Source organism: Streptomyces sp. NPDC034043 (genome assembly GCF_055575675.1).
Genome location: NZ_JBVISF010000005.1, coordinates 527,661 through 544,643, shown reverse-complemented (window position 1 = coordinate 544,643; position 16,983 = coordinate 527,661). Strand labels below are relative to the sequence as shown.

At 73.0% G+C, this 16,983-nt stretch carries 16 protein-coding genes; 10 read left to right on the top strand and 6 right to left on the bottom strand.

What is annotated here, in order from left to right; translation table 11 throughout:
• On the top strand, positions 1–78 hold a 78-nt coding region (locus tag ACZ51S_RS16275; protein ID WP_468479641.1), incomplete at its 5' end, for an aggregation-promoting factor C-terminal-like domain-containing protein.
• Positions 79–195: 117 nt separating this feature from the next.
• On the opposite strand, the gene ACZ51S_RS16270 is transcribed toward ACZ51S_RS16275, so the two are convergent.
• Entirely contained in the window at positions 196–1,365 is a 1,170-nt protein-coding gene (locus ACZ51S_RS16270; protein ID WP_468961136.1) for a steroid 3-ketoacyl-CoA thiolase, read from the bottom strand.
• Between the two features lie 267 nt (positions 1,366–1,632).
• On the opposite strand from ACZ51S_RS16270, the gene ACZ51S_RS16265 reads away from it, so the two are divergent.
• Positions 1,633–2,877 carry a cytochrome P450 gene (locus ACZ51S_RS16265; RefSeq protein WP_468961133.1) on the top strand — a complete coding sequence of 415 codons (1,245 nt, stop codon included), beginning with the start codon at positions 1,633–1,635 and terminating at the stop codon, positions 2,875–2,877.
• Between the two features lie 384 nt (positions 2,878–3,261).
• On the opposite strand, the gene ACZ51S_RS16260 is transcribed toward ACZ51S_RS16265, so the two are convergent.
• Entirely contained in the window at positions 3,262–5,301 is a 2,040-nt protein-coding gene (locus tag ACZ51S_RS16260; RefSeq protein WP_468479638.1) for a phosphatase PAP2 family protein, read from the bottom strand.
• A gap of 117 nt (positions 5,302–5,418) precedes the next feature.
• On the opposite strand from ACZ51S_RS16260, the gene ACZ51S_RS16255 reads away from it, so the two are divergent.
• Positions 5,419–5,754: an antibiotic biosynthesis monooxygenase family protein gene (locus ACZ51S_RS16255; protein WP_388936087.1), complete on the top strand. Its 336-nt coding sequence runs from the start codon at positions 5,419–5,421 to the stop codon at positions 5,752–5,754.
• A gap of 176 nt (positions 5,755–5,930) precedes the next feature.
• Here ACZ51S_RS16255 and ACZ51S_RS16250 read toward each other — a convergent pair whose 3' ends face one another.
• Complete coding sequence (locus ACZ51S_RS16250; RefSeq protein ID WP_388936090.1) at positions 5,931–6,326, bottom strand: nuclear transport factor 2 family protein; 396 nt, start codon at positions 6,324–6,326, stop codon at positions 5,931–5,933.
• 105 nt (positions 6,327–6,431) lie between these two features.
• Here ACZ51S_RS16250 and ACZ51S_RS16245 point away from each other — a divergent pair, with 105 nt between their 5' ends.
• Positions 6,432–7,010: a GNAT family N-acetyltransferase gene (locus ACZ51S_RS16245; RefSeq protein ID WP_468961130.1), complete on the top strand. Its 579-nt coding sequence runs from the start codon at positions 6,432–6,434 to the stop codon at positions 7,008–7,010.
• On the opposite strand, the gene ACZ51S_RS16240 is transcribed toward ACZ51S_RS16245, so the two are convergent.
• A complete protein-coding gene (locus ACZ51S_RS16240; RefSeq protein WP_468479636.1) occupies positions 7,007–9,055 on the bottom strand; it encodes an MDR family MFS transporter in 2,049 nt (682 codons plus the stop codon). The two genes, ACZ51S_RS16245 and ACZ51S_RS16240, sit on opposite strands and share 4 nt — an antisense overlap.
• Before the next feature lie 133 nt (positions 9,056–9,188).
• Here ACZ51S_RS16240 and ACZ51S_RS16235 point away from each other — a divergent pair, with 133 nt between their 5' ends.
• Together ACZ51S_RS16235 and ACZ51S_RS16230 are read left to right on the top strand one after the other, a co-directional pair.
• Positions 9,189–10,394 (top strand): peptidoglycan-binding domain-containing protein, encoded by a 1,206-nt coding sequence (locus ACZ51S_RS16235; protein WP_468803982.1) that lies wholly within the window; start codon positions 9,189–9,191, stop codon positions 10,392–10,394.
• A 132-nt stretch (positions 10,395–10,526) separates the two neighbouring features.
• Positions 10,527–11,210: an HAD-IA family hydrolase gene (locus tag ACZ51S_RS16230; protein WP_468961128.1), complete on the top strand. Its 684-nt coding sequence runs from the start codon at positions 10,527–10,529 to the stop codon at positions 11,208–11,210.
• Here ACZ51S_RS16230 and ACZ51S_RS16225 read toward each other — a convergent pair.
• On the bottom strand, positions 11,194–11,757 hold the full coding sequence (locus tag ACZ51S_RS16225; protein ID WP_468961125.1) for a hypothetical protein: 564 nt from the start codon (positions 11,755–11,757) through the stop codon (positions 11,194–11,196). The genes ACZ51S_RS16230 and ACZ51S_RS16225 overlap by 17 nt on opposite strands.
• 136 nt (positions 11,758–11,893) lie before the next feature.
• A complete protein-coding gene (locus ACZ51S_RS16220; RefSeq protein ID WP_468479632.1) occupies positions 11,894–12,475 on the bottom strand; it encodes a TMEM165/GDT1 family protein in 582 nt (193 codons plus the stop codon).
• Positions 12,476–13,010: 535 nt separating this feature from the next.
• Here ACZ51S_RS16220 and ACZ51S_RS16215 point away from each other — a divergent pair.
• The 4 genes from ACZ51S_RS16215 to ACZ51S_RS16200 all read left to right on the top strand — a co-directional run bounded on the left by ACZ51S_RS16215 (position 13,011) and on the right by ACZ51S_RS16200 (position 16,977).
• On the top strand, positions 13,011–13,685 hold the full coding sequence (locus ACZ51S_RS16215) for an HNH endonuclease family protein (RefSeq protein WP_468961122.1): 675 nt from the start codon (positions 13,011–13,013) through the stop codon (positions 13,683–13,685).
• A gap of 163 nt (positions 13,686–13,848) precedes the next feature.
• The gene (locus ACZ51S_RS16210; protein ID WP_468961119.1) at positions 13,849–15,510 is read left to right on the top strand and encodes an alkaline phosphatase D family protein; all 1,662 of its coding nucleotides are present in this window, start codon (positions 13,849–13,851) and stop codon (positions 15,508–15,510) included.
• Between the two features lie 103 nt (positions 15,511–15,613).
• A complete protein-coding gene (locus ACZ51S_RS16205; protein WP_468961117.1) occupies positions 15,614–16,222 on the top strand; it encodes a DedA family protein in 609 nt (202 codons plus the stop codon).
• 254 nt (positions 16,223–16,476) lie between these two features.
• Positions 16,477–16,977 carry a hypothetical protein gene (locus ACZ51S_RS16200; RefSeq protein ID WP_468803978.1) on the top strand — a complete coding sequence of 167 codons (501 nt, stop codon included), beginning with the start codon at positions 16,477–16,479 and terminating at the stop codon, positions 16,975–16,977.
• The last annotated feature ends 6 nt before the right edge of the window (positions 16,978–16,983 follow it).

Here is a 16,983-nt window from a genome sequence, read left to right as displayed (position 1 = left end):
GGCCTGGACTACATGAACGAGCGTTACGGCAGCCCGGTCGGCGCCTGGAACTTCTGGCAGGCCAACCACTGGTACTAAGCCGGCAACACCCCACGACACGCGAAGGCCCCGGTGGCCGGCCTCCCCAGGTCCGGCCACCGGGGCCTTCCGCGTCCCTTCCCAGGGGGTTCATTCAGCGGGCGCCCGCAGCCGGACTCACAGGCGCTGGATGATCGTGCCCGTCGCCAGCGCGCCTCCCGCGCACATGGTGATCAGCGCGAATTCCCTGTCGCGCCGCTCCAGCTCGTGCAGCGCGGTGGTGATCAGCCGGGCGCCGGTGGCGCCGACGGGGTGGCCGAGGGCGATGCCGCCGCCGTTGACGTTGACCTTCTCCAGGTTCTGGCCGAAGACCTGGGCCCAGCTGAGGACGACGGAGGCGAAGGCCTCGTTGATCTCGACGAGGTCGATGTCCTTGAGGGACATCCCCGCCTTGCCCAGGACGGCCCTGGTCGCGTCGATCGGGCCGTCCAGGTGGAAGTGCGGGTCCGCGCCGACCAGCGCCTGGGCGACGATCCGGGCGCGCGGCTTGAGCTTCAGCGCGCGGGCCATCTTGCGCGACGCCCACATCACGGCGGCGGCGCCGTCGGATATCTGGGAGGAGTTCCCGGCGGTGTGCACGGCCGTCGGCATGACCGGCTTGAGCCGGGCCAGGCCCTCCATGCTGGTGTCGCGCAGACCCTCGTCCCGGTCGACCAGCCGCCACATGCCCTGACCGGCGGCCTGCTCCTCCTCCGTCGTCGGCACCTGGACGGCGAAGGTCTCCCGCTTGAAGCGCTCCTCGGCCCAGGCGGTGGCGGCCCGCTCCTGCGAGAGCACGCCGAGCCGGTCTACGTCCTCGCGGGTCAGGCCCCGGTGGCGGGCGATCCGCTCGGCGGCCTCGAACTGGTTCGGGAGGTCGACGTTCCACTCGTCCGGGAAGGGCTTGCCGGGCCCGTGCTTGGAACCGGAGCCCAGCGGGACCCGGCTCATGGCCTCGACCCCGCAGGCGATGCCGATGTCGATGACCCCGCCGGAGACCATGTTGGCGACCATGTGGTTGGCCTGCTGGGAGCTGCCGCACTGGCAGTCCACGGTGGTCGCGGCGGTCTCGTACGGCAGGCCCATGGCGAGCCAGGCGTTGCGGGCGGGGTTCATGGACTGCTCGCCGGCGTGGGTGACGGTGCCGCCGACGATCTGTTCGACGCAGTCGGGCTGGATTCCGGTACGGGCCAGGAGCTCGCGGTAGGTCTCGCCGAGCAGGTAGGCGGGATGGAGGTTGGCCAGGGATCCCCCGCGTTTCCCGATGGGGGTGCGTACGGCTTCGACGATGACGGGTTCCGCGGCCATGAGCTCGTCCTCTCCTGCACTCTCTGCACAGCGCCGGCGTGGCGGGCCCGTCCCGGCGACTGCCCCGCACGAACTAGTACGCGTTCTAGTTATCCCCCGCAGTCTTATGACCTCGACCCCGGGCACGCAAGGGTCTTGCACCCGCCTTACACGGATTCCACACGCAACAGTTGCCGTGAGAGCCCTTGTGAGTTCTAGAACTCGTTACTACCTTCGAGCCAACTTCTGATGGGCCGTCAGACCTTCGTCAGACTTTGGAGTCGCCCGATGCCCTGTCCCGCGCTGCCCGAAGGCTTCGACGCCACCGATCCCGACATCCTCCAGGACCGGGTCCCCCTCCCGGAGTTCGCGCAGCTGCGGCAGACGGCGCCCGTGTGGTGGTGCGCGCAGCGGAGGGGCGTCACCGGGTTCGACGACGAGGGCTACTGGGCCGTCACCCGGCACGCGGACGTCAAGTACGTCTCCACGCACCCCGAGCTGTTCTCCTCCACCACCAATACCGCGATCATCCGCTTCAACGAGCACATCCAGCGCGAACAGATAGATGCCCAGCGCCTGATCATGCTGAACATGGATCCGCCGGAGCACACCCGCGTACGCCAGATCGTGCAGCGGGGATTCACCCCCCGCGCCATCCGGGGCCTGGAACGGGCCCTGCGCGACCGGGCCCGGAAGATCGTGGAGGAGGCGCGGGAGGCCTCGGCGGACGGCTCCTTCGACTTCGTCACGCACGTGGCGTGCGAACTCCCGCTCCAGGCCATCGCCGAACTGATCGGAGTACCGCAGGAGGACCGCTCCCGGATCTTCGACTGGTCGAACAAGATGATCGCGTACGACGACCCGGAGTACGCGATCACCGAGGAGGTCGGCTCCAACGCGGCCGTGGAGCTCATCGGCTACGCGATGAACCTGGCCGCCGAGCGCAAGGAGTGCCCGGCCAAGGACATCGTCACGCAGCTGGTGGCGGCGGAGGGCGAGGGCAACCTGCGCTCCGACGAGTTCGGCCTCTTCGTCCTGCTGCTGGCGGTCGCGGGCAACGAGACCACGCGCAACGCCATCAGCCACGGCATGCACGCCTTCCTCACCCACCCCGAGCAGTGGGAGCTGTACAAGGCGGCCCGGCCGTCCACCGCCGCGGAGGAGATCGTGCGCTGGGCCACCCCCGTGGTGTCCTTCCAGCGCACCGCCACCCGGGACACCGAGCTGGGCGGCCAGAAGATCAAGGCCGGTGACCGGGTCGGCCTGTTCTACTCCTCCGCCAACCACGACCCCGAGGTCTTCGAGAACCCGGACGTCTTCGACGTCACCCGTGACCCCAACCCGCACCTCGGCTTCGGCGGCGGAGGCCCGCACTTCTGCCTCGGCAAGTCCCTGGCCATCCTGGAGATCGACCTGATCTTCAACGCCCTGGCCGACGCCCTGCCCGACCTCCGGCCCGCCTCGGACGGCCCGCGGCGGCTGCGGGCTGCCTGGCTCAACGGCATCAAGGAGCTGCGGGTCGCCGCGGGGTGACGGACCGCCGGGACCCCGCGCTGACGCGGGCGGGCCCGTGAACCAGGACGGCAGGGGCCGTACCACCCACGCCCCGGCCCCTGCCGTCCGCCGGCCGGGTGGCCGGCCCGGGTGGCGGCATCACGGGACCTGGCCGATCCTGACAGGACGCGGCGATCCACCGAAGGGGCGCCGGGGACGCCACGCCCCCGGCGCCCCTTCGGCCAATTCCGCCACCGGCGGGTGACGCCGGAGCAGACCCGGTGGTGACGGCCCCGGAGGACGGGATCACCGCGGCGGGCGCCGCGTCCAGGCACCTCGGCCGGGCACCGGCCCTCGCCGCCGCTACGCCCGGCCCGACGCGGCGGAGACGTGGTCGCCGACGCGGCGGAGCCGTGGTCGCCGCTACGCCCGGCCCGACGCCGCGGGGGCGCGTACCGGGTCCCCGGCGGTCCGGCGCTGCACGGGAAGGGGCGCCTTCAGCCCGCGCGGCCCGGACAGCACGTGGACCAGCCCGAAGCCGGCGGCGACCACGGCCGCGCCGCCGACCGCGTCGAGCACCCAGTGGTTGGCGGTGGCGACGATCGCGCACACCGTGATCAGCGGGTGGAGGACGCCGAGCAGCTTCTGCCACCGCCGGCGGGCGAGGACCACGATCACGACCCCGCACCACAGGGACCAGCCGAAGTGCAGCGAGGGCATCGCGGCGTACTGGTTGGAGATCGCGGTCATCGCCCCGTACGACGGGTTCGCCAGGTCCTGCACCCCGTGCACGGTGTCGACGAAGCCGAGGCCGGGCATGAGGCGCGGCGGTGCGAGCGGGTACAGCCAGAAGCCCGCCAGCGCCAGGACGGTGGCCAGCCCGAGGGAGGCGCGCGCCCAGCGGTAGTCGCCGGGGCTGCGCCAGTACAGGACGGCGAGGATGCCGAGGGGGACCACGAAGTGGAAGGAGGTGTAGTAGAAGTTGAAGAAGGCCTCCGGCCAGCGCGTGTTCACCACGGCCTGGTTGACGGCGTACTCGATGTCGATGCCGAGCGCCCGCTCGATCCCGTGGATCCGGCCGGCGTTGTCCTCGGCGACGGAGCGACTCGCGGGGGCGGCGGCGCGGATGTGCGAGTAGACCGAGTAGCCGACCCGTATCAGCAGGAGTTCCAGCAGCAGGTTGGGGCGCGAGGCGACCCGCCGCCAGAACGGCAGCAGCGGGACGCGGGACCAGCGCGCGTCGGCGGGCCGCCCGTAGACGGTGGGCACCGGCTCGCGCCAGTACGGGGAGGAGCGCGGCAGGAACGGCACGGCGCAGGCCGCCGCCAGGGCCGCGAGGAGCGGCACGTTGTCGCGTACGGGGGCGAGCGCGGCCAGGTTGGGCAGCAGCACGGCGCTCGGCAGGGTCATGGCCAGCACGACGGCGACGGGCCACACCCGACGGTCGGCCGCCCGCCTGCCCACCTTGCCGGCCACGGCGAGGAGCACCCAGAGCAGCTGGTGGCGCCAGCCGGCCGGGGAGACGACGACGGCGACGCAGCCGGTGACGGCGACGGCGAGCAGCAGCTGGCCGTCGCGGGCGTAGCGGACCGCACGGCGCAGGCCGAGCCAGGCGACGGCGGCGGCGAGGGCGAGGGCGAGGACGACCTCGCCGGGGCCACTGAGGCCGAGGCGCAGGAGGGCGCCGTGCAGGGACTGGTTGGCGAGGCCGTCGGGAGCGCCGCCGAGGCCGGTGCCGGCGAGGTGCTCGACCCAGTACGTCCACGAGTCGCGCGGCAGCGAGGCCCAGGACAGGGCGGTGGCCCCGGCGAAGGTCACGGCGGCGGCCCTGGCGGCCGGGCGGCGGCCGATGAGCCACAGCAGCGGGACGAAGAGCAGCAGCGCCGGCTGGAGGGCGGCGGCGAGGCCGGCGAGGAAGCCGGCGGGCCGCCCCGCGGGGACCCGGAAGACGGCGAGGAGCACCAGCAGCACGGGCAGCACGGCGGTCCGCCCGGCCAGGGCGGCCTCGCGGACGGGGAGGGAGACCAGCAGCAGCGCGACCAGCAAGGGCGCGGCCGGCAGCGCGGCGCGCCGGGGCACGGGGGCGGGGGCGGTAGCGGGGCCGGGGCTGGGATCGGGGCCGGGGAGCGCCCGCGCGGCGACGAGGCCGGTCGCGACGACGAGCAGCACGGTCACGCAGGTCCAGGCCACCTCCAGGGAGGGGGCGGCGAGGGCGGCCAGCGGCTTGAGGACGAGCCCGGCGAAGGGGGTCCCCGTGAACTGCCCGGCGTCGTAGAGCGAGCCGGGGAACTGGAAGCCGCCGAGCCATTCTCCGGGTGGCACGCGCAGCACCGCGGCGGCCTGCCTGACGCCGAGTACGGCGGCGAGCGCCCACAGCAGGAGCCGCACCGCCGCCGGCCGGCCGCTACCGCCTATGACCCCGGCATGCCCGCCGGCACCGCCCCGCTCCGCCACGTCAGCCACGCCCCGCCGCCCTCCGCCCTGTCGACCGCCACTGTGACTTCGCCTGGCTGCCGCGCGTCGTGCCCCGTTTCATTACCTGGACGACGATATCCCGGCGGGATCCCTAGGATGGCGGCCATGAGCATCGTGAAGATCAACGCACTGACCGTCCCGGACGAGCAGCGGGAGCTGCTGGAGCAGCGGTTCGCCTCGCGGGCGGGCGCCGTGGAGGGTTCGGACGGGTTCGAATGGTTCGAGCTGCTGCGGCCGATCGAGGGCACGGACCAGTACCTCGTCTACACCCGGTGGCGGTCGGAGGAGGACTTCCAGGCGTGGATGGAGGGTCCGATGAAGGCCGCGCACCAGGGTGGGGGCGCGGGCGGGGCCGGCGGTGAGCGGCCGAAGCCGGCTGCTTCCGGATCGCAGGTGTGGTCGTTCGAGGTCGTGCAGCAGGCGGCGCCGAAGAAGGCCTGACGGCCCCTTGGGGCGAGGGGCACGGAGGGACCCGGCGCGCCCGTCGGGGGCGTCGGGCCGGGGCCCCTCGGCGCCCGGGGCCCTCTGGTCCGGCTCGTTCGTGGCCGGGACCACCGGCCTCGGCCCGGCGCCTGACGCCTGACGCCCGACGCCCGACGCCCGGCGCTCCTGGTCGGTCAGCTCCAGAAGGCATCGCTCTCGTCGATGTCCTGGGTGCACTGGTCGATGTCGGTGATCTTGCCGCCGACGATGGTGAAGAAGAGCCCCTCGTGGATCTCGATGCCCCGGTCGCCGCGGTCGCCCTGGGCGAGGTGCACGGAGATCGCGTGGCCGCGGCCGTCCACCATGACGTTCTCCAGGCGGACCCGGAGGGTGCCGTTGGTCTCCTCGCCGAGGCGGCGGTAGAGCTCGAGGACGGCTTCCCGGCCCTTGTGGTGCCCGGAGAGCACGTTGTTGCCGGGCACGTGGTGGATGACGTCGGCCGTCATCAGCGTGCCCAGGGTCTCCATGTCGCCCTTGCCGAAGGCCTCGTAGCCGCGGCGGATCAGGGCACAGTCCGGATGCTCCGACATGACGGTTCAACCCTCCGCTTGTGCGATTTACACCTTTCCTCATCATCAGCCCGTGCCTGTGGATATTCCACGCGGGAGGTTCGGCGGGCGCTGCACAATGACGCCATGGACAGGAATTCGATCACCACGGCAGGCAGCACGACAGACGCCACGACAGGCGCCACGGCCACCGTGAACGGCAGGTGGGAGGTGGTCGCGGAGCCCTTCGCCACCCCGGACGCCACGGCGCTGCGCCGCGCCTATTACGCGGAGGTCGCCGGGCGGTACTGGGAGCGCTCCGTCACCGAGGCCGAGATCGACCAGGGGATGCTGGACGACCCGGCGGACGGGCTCGTGCCGCCAACGGGCCAGTTCGTGGTCGGCCGGCTCGACGGGCGGCCCCTGGCGTGCGGCGGAATACGCCTGCTCGACCCCGCCACCGCCGAGCTCACCAGGGTGTACGTGGACCAGCGCGCCCGCGGCACCGGCGGCGGGGCGGCCCTGCTCGCCGCCCTGGAGAAGGCCGCCCACGAACTGGGCGCCACGCGCGTGCGCCTGGACACCCGCTCGGACCTGGTGGAGGCCCGCGCCCTGTACGCGCGCCACGGGTACCAGGAGATACCCGCGTACAACTCCGGGCCGTACGCCGAGCACTGGTTCGAGAAGAACCTCGACGACGGCGGGACCGCCGCCGTCTCCTCCTAGGCGGGGGCGTGGTCCCGGCGCGGAAGCGCGTCGTAGGGCTCCTCGGAGTCGGATCCGCAGAGCTCCCGGTTGAGCTCCTCGACCAGCTTGACGAGGTCGGTGGGCCGGTCGGGCCCCCACCAGTCGCCGAGCAGCTCGGCGAGTGATTCCTGCCGCGCCTGCGCCAGCCGGGCCGCCACCTCCCTGCCCCGGTCGGTGAAGACGAGCTGGAGCCCTTCCCTGGTGGCGAGAGCGCGTTCCTCGATCTGGCGGGCCGCCTCCGTGATGGTCTTGAGCGGGACGGCGGTGCGTTCCGCGAGCACGGCCGGCTCGACGGAGCCGTACTTGTTGATCCGCAGCAGCAGCCAGCTCGCGGCGGGCAGCAGGTCGTAGCCCGCCTTCGCGGTGATCTTCTCGTAGACGTGGCGGCGGCCTTCGCGCGTGCCGAGCACGGACAGCGCGCGGGCGACCTCCTCGTGCGAGGAACGGTGCACGGGGTTGGACGCCAGGGTCTCCGTCACATCGGGTGCGGTGACGGACGCGCGCAGCTTGTCCTCCTTCAGGAACCAGGAGACGAGGAAGGCGAGCAGCACCACGGGCACCGCGTAGAGGAAGACGTCGGTGATGGCGGAGGAGTAGGCGTCCAGCACCCGCGGGCGCAGCTCGGGCGGGAGGGCGCCGATGGCCCGGGGGTCGGCCTCAAGCCGTGCCGGGGTCGCGGTGGGCGGCAGCGGGACCCCCGCGAGGGTGTCGGACAGTTTGTCGTCGAGCCGGTTGGTGAAGACCGTGCCGAAGACGGCGACGCCGAAGGAGGCGCCGATGGAGCGGAAGAAGGTGGCGCCGGAGGTGGCGACACCGAGGTCGGCGTAGCTGACCGCGTTCTGCACGACGAGGACGAGCACCTGCATGACCAGTCCGAGGCCGATGCCGAAGACGAAGAAGTAGACGCTCGTCTCCCAGTCGGAGCTGGTGCGGTTCAGCTGGTGCAGGAGCAGGAGGCCGAGGGCGGTGACGGCGGTACCGGTGATGGGGAAGACCTTCCAGCGGCCGGTGCGGCTGACGATCTGTCCGGAGGCGGTGGAGGCGATCAGCAGGCCGAGCACCATCGGCAGCATATGGACGCCCGACATGGTCGGTGATACGCCCCGGACCACCTGGAGGAAGGTCGGCAGGTAGACCATCGCCCCGAACATCGCGAAGCCGATGACGAAGCTGATCACCGAGCAGAGGGTGAAGGTGCGGATCCGGAACAGGCCGAGCGGCAGGACCGGTTCCGCGGCCCGCCGCTCGACGAAGAGGAACGCGACGAGGAGGACGGCGCCGAGGACCGCGAGTCCGATGATCCGGGCCGAGCCCCAGCCCCAGGTGCCGCCGAGCGAGGCGACGAGCACGAGGCAGGTGGCGACGGAGGCGATGAGGAAGGTGCCGAGGTAGTCGATGGTGGGCCGGGAGGAGCGCACCGGGATGTGCAGGGCGGCGGCGATGACGAGGAGCGCGACGAGACCGATGGGGAGGTTGATGTAGAAGACCCAGCGCCAGGAGAGGTGGTCGACGAACAGGCCGCCCAGCAGGGGCCCGAGGACGCTGGTCGCACCGAAGACGGCGCCGAAGAGGCCCTGGTACTTGCCGCGCTCGCGGGGCGGGACGATGTCGCCGACGATCGCCATCGACAGCACCATCAGTCCGCCGCCGCCGAGGCCCTGGATGGCGCGGTAGCCGATGAGCTGGGGCATGTCCTGGGCGAGGCCGCAGAGGGCGGATCCGATCAGGAAGATGACGATGGCGGCCTGGAAGAGCTTCTTGCGTCCGTACTGGTCGCCGAGCTTGCCCCACAGCGGTGTGGCGGCGGTGGCGGCCAGCATGTAGGCGGTGACCACCCAGGACAGGTGCTCCATGCCGCCGAGGTCGCTGACGATCGTGGGGAGCGCGGTGGAGACGATGGTCTGGTCGAGTGCGGAGATCAGCAGGCCCAGCAGCAGGGCCCCGATCGAGACGAGCACCTCGCGTGAGGCGTGTTCGGCGGCGGGCTTCGGGCCCCTGGCCGACGCGGTCACATCCTGAGCCATCGACTCCTCCTCTCCTCAGGCCGGATCAACATCTCCATCCTGAGCGGTGTGTCCCGTTATGGCCTCTCGGAAGGGTTGGGTGGGGCCGGAGGGGTCTGCATAATCGCTGGCAATGTCCAGGGGAGGGGTACCAGTGAGCACAGAGCGCTGTCCGGAGTGCGGCGCCGTGGGCGTCGGCTGTGAGTGCGCGCGGGGCGTGGGCTTCAACCCGCTGCGCATTCGGCCGTACGTGGCCATGCCGGGGGCCGACCAGACCCCGCCGTCCCCCCAACCGGTCTTCGGCGCCATGGCCCAACCGGACCCGGACCGGGGCGGGGTAGTGGGCGCGGACAGCGGCACGCACCCGGGCACGGACCCCGGCACGCCCTACCCGGCCGTCCCCCCGGCTGCCCAGGAACCCCCGGCGCCCGCTCCCACACCCGGCTTCCTCGCGAGCGTGCCGGGGGCCCGGCCGGGTGATGCCGGGACCGGCGCCGGCTCGACGGGCGCTCCCATGGACCCGCCCGGTGTTCCGTATGCGACCGAGGCGACTCCGTGGCCCGCCTACACCGCCGGGGAGGGCCCGGTGGCCCAGGGACCGGACATCGCACCGCACGGGCACGCCGCCGGGGGCGACGAGGCCGCGACGGCCATGCTGCCGCCCGTCCCCGCCGGACCCGGTCCCGTGGAGGGGACGGGCACCCCGCCGTACGGGACACCCGTGGCCGGACCCGTACCGCCGGCGGAGCAGACGGTGCAGCTCCGGGCCGTCCCCCTGCGAGGGCCCGACGGCCGCCCCGCCGAGCGGGCCCGCTCCCGGCGGCTGCCGCTGCTGGCCGCTACGGGTGCGGCGGTGGCCGTCGGCGCGGTGGCGGTGGCCCTCGTACTGTTCACGGGGTCCGGGGAGCACGACGCGGCGCTGGTGGACCCGAAGCCGTCGTCACCCGTCACCGAGTCCGCCCCGGCCGTGCCGTCCGAGGCGCCCTCAGGCCCGACGGCGAGCCACTCCGCCTCGGCCCCGCCTTCCCCGTCGGCGAGCGCCTCCCGCTCGGCGTCCGCGTCCGCTTCCCCGAGCGCGTCCCGTTCGGCGTCGCCCTCCCCCACCGCGACCCGCTCCCCGAGCCCCTCGGCCCCGGCGAAGTCGGCGAAGCCCGCCACGTTGCGTCCCGGCGACTCGGGCCCCGAGGTGGAAAAACTCCAGCGGCTGCTGTGGGAGCAGGGGCTGTACCGGGGCAGGTTCGACGGCCGGTACGGCCGCGGCGTGGAGCGGGCGGTGGCGGACTTCCAGCTGGAGAACGGGATCTACGAGGACGATTTCGGCGTCTACGGCCCGGCGACCCGCAGCGCCTTGGAGGGATAAGTCACTCGGCCGTCGGTGGCGCGCACCCCGCCAGGTTTTGTATCGTGAAGAAACAAAGTGGTTCCGTCCGCAATCCCTGACCGGTGGACGGAACCACTTGTTCTCTTTAACCACCCGTCTGGAGCCCCGCCGATGCCGGCCAGCACCACCACCGCCACCGCCGTCCTCACCGCCAGGGCGCTGCTCCTGGACATGGACGGGACCATCGTCAATTCCGACGCGGTGGTCGAGCGGTGCTGGCGCGAGTGGGCACTGTCGCACGGGCTGGATCCGCAGGAGGCCATGAAGGTGGTCCACGGCCGGCAGGGCTACGCCACGATGGCGATCCTGCTGCCCGAGCGCCCGATGGAGCTCAACCACGCCGAGAACGCGGTGATGCTGGCGCGGGAGACCGCCGACACCGACGGCGTGGTCCCCGTCGCGGGCGCCCCCGACTTCATGGCGTCGCTGGCGGGCCTGCCGCACGCCCTCGTCACCTCGGCCGACGCCGCCCTGGCCGAGGCCCGGATGACGGCCGCCGCGCTTCCGATGCCGGCCGTTCGGGTCACCGCCGAGTCGGTCGGGGCGAGCAAGCCCGACCCCGAGGGCTTCCTCAAGGGCGCCGCCGAGCTGGGTGTGGACCCGGCCGACTGCGTGGTCTTCGAGGACTCCGGGGCCGGTATCGCGGCAGGCCTGGCGGCCGGCATGCGCGTGATCGGTGTCGGCCCCCGTGCCGCCGCGCACGGCCCGACGGCCCACGTCCCCGACCTGACCTCGGTCCGCGTCGGCCCCGCCGGGGACGGCACGGTCCGCCTCACCCTCACGCTGCCCGTATGACCCTCACGCGCCGCCCGCTCCCGCCACGCGTCCGGCGCAGGTAGTAGGCCCGGGTCACCACCGCCAGGAGCGGCCCCCAGGCGAGTATCGGGGCGTAGCAGGCCCACTGGGCCCACGCGGCCGGGCCGCTGGTCGCGAAGGTCTCGCCGGTGTCGTTCAGCGGGGGGACGAAGCCGAACAGCTGGTTGAGAGTGGCGTACGCGGCGAGCGCCGTGACCAGGAAGGCGCCGACGGAAGCGCAGGTCACCACCGTGCGGAGCGGCACCGTCCGGCCTCCTGTGAAAGGCACCCAACGGGGCAGCCGCTCACCCCAGGGGGCGACCAGCCCCAGGGTGAGGAGCGCCAGGCACTCGGCGACCAGCGAGAGCGAGAGCACGTACCACCGCTCCCCGGGCAGCCATACGTGCCCGGGGTCCCAGTCGGGCCAGCCGGCGACGAGCGCTATCCGCCACAGCCCCGAGGGCAGGGCGCACAGGGGGACGGCGTAGGCCGCCCATCTGATGTGGCGGGGCACGCCGTGGAGGCTCCGGGGGTGGCCGGCGGTCATCGTCGTTCCTCTCGCTCGCTCTGGTACCGCCATGCTCGTCCCCGCGTAAAGGTCCCCACATCCCCCGCCAGTGGGGGCCCTCTCCCCCACGCGGGGGAGCCCGGAGGACAAGGGGTCGCGGCCGGATCGGCCCGGATCAGCCCGCGATCGCCTCGTACAGCGAGAAGCAGGCCAGTGCCGCCATGACCACCGCGGCGATCCTGGTGATGAGCCGCAGCGGTACGTACTTCATCAGCGTGCGCCCGCCCAGGATTCCGATGCCCGCGACCGCCCAGAGCGCCAGCACCGCGCCGAGGCCCACGGAGAGCGGGTCGTCGTACCGCGCGGCGAGGTTCGCCGTCATGATCTGGGTCAGGTCACCGAACTCGGCCACCAGGATCAGCATGAAGCCGGCCCCCGAGACCTTCCAGAAGGACTGGTCCGCCGGCGGCTTGACCTCCTCGTCTTCGTCGTTCTTCTTCAGGAGCAGCATGGCCGCGCCCGCGAGGAAGAGGAGACCGACGACGGCCTGGACGAGCCGGTGCGGGAGGAGCGTGAGGACGCTGCCCGCGGCGATGGCGAGGGCGACGTGCACGGCGAAGGCGGCGGCGACACCCGCGAAGACGTAGGAGGCGCGGTAGCGGGTGCCGAGCATCAGGCCGGCGAGGGCCGTCTTGTCGGGGAGTTCGGCCAGGAAGACGACGCCGAAGGCGATCGCGAGGACGCTGAAGCTGAACACGGGGTGGGAACCTCGATCGGTCGGTCGGGCAGGACGCCGTCGGACCGAGAGACCTGGGTTCTTCAGGGGTCGCTTCGGCTCGGCGGCGCCCTGGGAGGTGTGATCACGTCACGCGCCACGCATCAGCATGCGTCGCGCGTGCCACGTCACATGGACAGGGCACTGCGGCCGAAGGTCTCGCTGGCCGGCCGCTGACGCGGTCTGCCTCCGGGCGCCGGCTGGGTGACCCAGCAGTATGTCGACGGTCCGGCGAAGAGCTACTCCCCTTCTGCTCCGTCCAGGGTACGCGACGGCACCGACGGGGCCACGGCGTCCCGTATGTGAGTTTGACCCCACTCGCCCCCGCTTCAGACCCCGCTCCGAGCACCGGAATCCCAACTTCCCCTTGAGTGGGGGACGTTGTCGCCCTTGATGTGACGTGCCCATGTCGGCAATCTGTCACCTGGTGCCCGTCCCCGCGACATCTGGCGCCGCCACCATGGCCGCGCCCCGCCGGGGCCGCACGGCCACACCCCCCGCACCCAGGGAGCCCTCCATGGCCCTCATATCCGCCCCCACGCCCTCCGTCTACGCGCGTCGCATCGGGCGCGCGGCCGTCCTCGCGTCCGCCGTCGCCCTGGCCTCCCTCACCTCGCTCGTGAACGCTCCGGCCGCCCTGGCCGCTCCGCCCACCCCCATCACCGCCGCCGAGGCCCGCTCCTACCTGGCCACCGTCAACCCGGCGGCCGAGGGCTCCCTCACGGGCTACAGCCGCTCCCTGTTCCCGCACTGGAGCACGGTCTCCGGAACCTGCAACACCCGCGAGACCGTCCTCAAGCGCGACGGCGTGAACGTCGTGACCGACTCCTCCTGCGCCTCCGTGAGCGGCAGCTGGTACTCGGAATACGACGGCGCCACCTGGACCGCCGCTTCCGACATCGACATCGACCACATGGTCCCGCTCGCCGAGGCCTGGCGCTCCGGGGCCAGCTCCTGGACCACCACGAAGCGCCAGCAGTTCGCCAACGACCTCACGCGGCCGCAGCTCATCGCCGTCACCGACAACGTCAACCAGGCCAAGGGCGACCTCGACCCCGGCAAGTGGCTGCCGCCGCGCACCGAGTACCGCTGCACCTACGCCCGCATGTGGGTCCAGGTGAAGCAGCACTGGGGCCTGCGCATGGACTCCGGGGAGAAGACCGCCCTGGTGAACCTCCTGAACGGCTGCTGACCCGAAGCCCCGCCCGGTCCTGCCCCGGTCGCCGCCCGGCCCTCTCCTGGCCCCCTCGGGGAAGTCCCGGGGTTTTCACCCTCCCTATCCCCCGCCAGGGGGAGGCCCAGCCCCCTCCCGCCCCTTACCGTGATCGAAAGGGCTGCCGAGGAGGGGGAGTTGGATGGCCGGGCTGCGACTGGGACCACTGCTGCGCTACGTCGACTGGGACGCGGGCGATTCCGCCACGATATGGGTCGAGGCGGACCGCCCGTGCACGGCCGAGGTGCGGTGCGCCGACGGATCCGGCGGCAGCATCCGCACCTTCCAGGTAGCCGGCCACCACTACGCACTGGTACCGGTCACCGGCCTGACCCCGGGCACGACCACGGCGTACGAGGTGCTGCTCGACGGGCGCCTCGTCTGGCCGGCGGACGGCGACGGTTTCCCTCCGAGCACCATCAGCACCCCCGCCGTGGGGGGCGGCCCCGGGCGGCCCGCCCCCGGGCTGCGCGTCACCTTCGGCTCCTGCCGTCAGGCGGCCCCGCCCGCCGGCCGGCGCGGGCCGCACGGAGCCGACGCCCTCGACACGCTCGCGGCGCGGCTGGCCCACCACCCCCATGAGGTACGGCCGGACGTCCTGCTGCTGCTCGGCGACCAGGTGTACGCGGACCAACTCTCGCGCGAGACCCGCGAATGGCTCGCCGCCCGCCGCGACCTGCGGGAGGCACCCGGCGGGCAGGTCGCGGACTACGAGGAGTACACCCGGCTGTACTACGAGTCCTGGCTCGACCCGGAGATCCGCTGGCTCCTGTCGACGGTCCCCAGCCTGCACATATTCGACGACCACGACGTCATAGACGACTGGAACACCAGCGCGGCCTGGCTGGCGGAGATGCGGTCCACTCCGTGGTGGTCGGAGCGGGTGCTCAGCGGGCTGATGTCGTACTGGGTGTACCAGCACCTGGGCAACCTCTCCCCCGCCGAACTCGCCGAGGACACGGTGTACACGGCCGTACGTTCCACCCCGGACGGCACCGACGCGCTGCGCGCCTTCGCGGCCTCGGCGGACGCCGACCCGGCTTCGGCGCGCTGGAGTTACCGGCGGGACTTCGGCCGGTCGAGGCTGCTGATGGTGGACACCCGGGCGGCCCGGGTACTCGCCGAGGACGGACGGGCCATGCTCGACCCGGGGGAGCAGCTGTGGCTCCGGGAGAACGCGCTGGACGGCCACGGGAATTACGACCATCTGCTGATCGGGTCCTCGCTGCCGTGGCTGCTGCCGCCGCTGATCCATGACGCGGAAGTGTGGAACGCCGCGCTCTGCCGGGGGGAGCGCGGGGCGCGGTGGGCGCGCGTCGGGGAGGACCTGCGGCGGCGCAGCGATCTGGAGCACTGGGCGGCGTTCCCCGCGTCGTTCGCGGCGCTGAGCGACCTGATCGAGGAGGTGGGCACGGGCCCGAGGGCCCCGGCGACGGTTGCCGTCCTGTCCGGGGACGTCCATCACGCGTACGTGGCCGAGCCCCGAATACCGAGCACGGCCCGGGTGTTCCAGCTGACCTGTTCCCCCGTGCACAACTCCATCCACCGGGTGGTGAAGTGGGGGTTCCGGCTGGGCTGGTCGCGGCTGGGCCGGTGGCTGGGGCGCGGCTTCTCCCGGCACGGCCGGACGGGCAGGCCGCCGGTGAGCTGGCGCCGTACGGGTGGACCGTGGTTCGGCAACCAGCTGATGACGGTGGCCCTGGCGGGCCGCAGCGCCCGGCTGCGGCTGGACCAGGCCCGGTCGGGGCGGGCCGGGGCCCGGCTGGTGACGGTGCTGGACCGGGAACTCACCGCGGCGGAGTAGGCCAGGGCTTCCCCGGGCCGGCGCCGGGCGTACGCTGTATGGCTGTCAGCCGCCCCTGCCGCTCCCCGCGACGACGCGGCGCTTCGGACTGGGGAGTCCCGCTTTGCTTGAGACTCTGGGGTCGTTGACCACGAGCCCCTGGATCTACGCCGTGGTGGCGGTGTCGGTGGTGCTCGACGTGTTCCTGCCGGTGCTGCCGAGCGGGATGCTGGTGATCACCGCCGCGGCGGCCGCGGCCACGGGTTCACCCGCCCAGGCCCCCGACATCAGGCTCCTGCTGGTGGTCGCGGCCACAGCCTCCGTACTGGGCGACGCGGCGGCGTACCGGCTGGCCCGGCGCGGCGGGGACCGGCTGGACCGGGCCATCGCCCGCTCCCGCCGGCTGACCCGCGCCCAGGAACGCCTGGGCACCGCCCTGGCCAGGGGCGGCGGCGCCCTGGTGGTCATCGCCCGCTTCGCCCCGGCCGGCCGCTCGGTCGTCTCGCTGGGCGCGGGCCGGACGCGGCGCAAGGCGTCGGAGTTCCTGCCCTGGTCGGTGCTGGCGGGCATCAGCTGGGCGAGCTACAGCGTGTCGCTGGGCTACTTCGGCACCCAGTGGCTGGGCACGGCCTGGCTCGGCACCGCGGTCTCCCTGGCCGCCCTCTTCGCGGCGGGCTCCCTGGCCGCCTACCTCGTACGCCGCCGCCCCTCCCCCTCCCCAGCCCCGGCCTGACCCACCCCTTCCGGCTCGCCCGACCCGTACAGAACCGGGGGCGGCTCTGCCTCGCGCGCCGCTCGCTCCCGCAACGGCACCCGAGCAGACGTTGACAGGGATGCGCCACCCCCCGAAAGGAGCAGGCCGGTCACCCGTTCACCCGGCAGGGATCGCCGCCTCCCTCAGGGGCTTCTAGCGTCCAGAAGACGGCGCAACCCATCCGCGTCCCGACCCTGGCCGCGCCGTTTCGACGAGCCCGAGGAGTGCCCTCCATGTCCCCCACGCGCACGCGCAACCGGAGCCGCCTGACCGGGATCGCCGCCGCGACACTCGTCGTCGCGGCCGTCGCACCCGCCACGCTCGCCTCCGCCGCCCCCTCCGCCACCGTCTCCCCGAGCACCGTCGCCCCCGGCGGCCGCGTCAGTCTCAACGTCGACGGCTGCGACACCTCCACCGCCAGGGCCTCGTCCCGCGCTTTCGGCGACGTCTCGCTGGCTCCGGGCAGCCGGAACGCGAACAACCTCTCCGGCACGGCCACCGTCTACCGCGACGCCGCCACCGGCTCCTACCCCGTCACCTTCGAGTGCGGCGGAGCCGGGGGCCGCCGCGTCACGGTCACCCTCCACGTCAGCCCCGGCGCAGCCCGTGGCGGCCTCGGCGGCAGCGTCGAGTCCATGAGCCCGGGCCAGATCGCCCTGGGCGGCACCCTGGCGGCCGGCGCGCTCGGCACCGGCATCTGGCTGCTGCGGCGCCGCTGGGCCCACACGGGCTGACGGCCC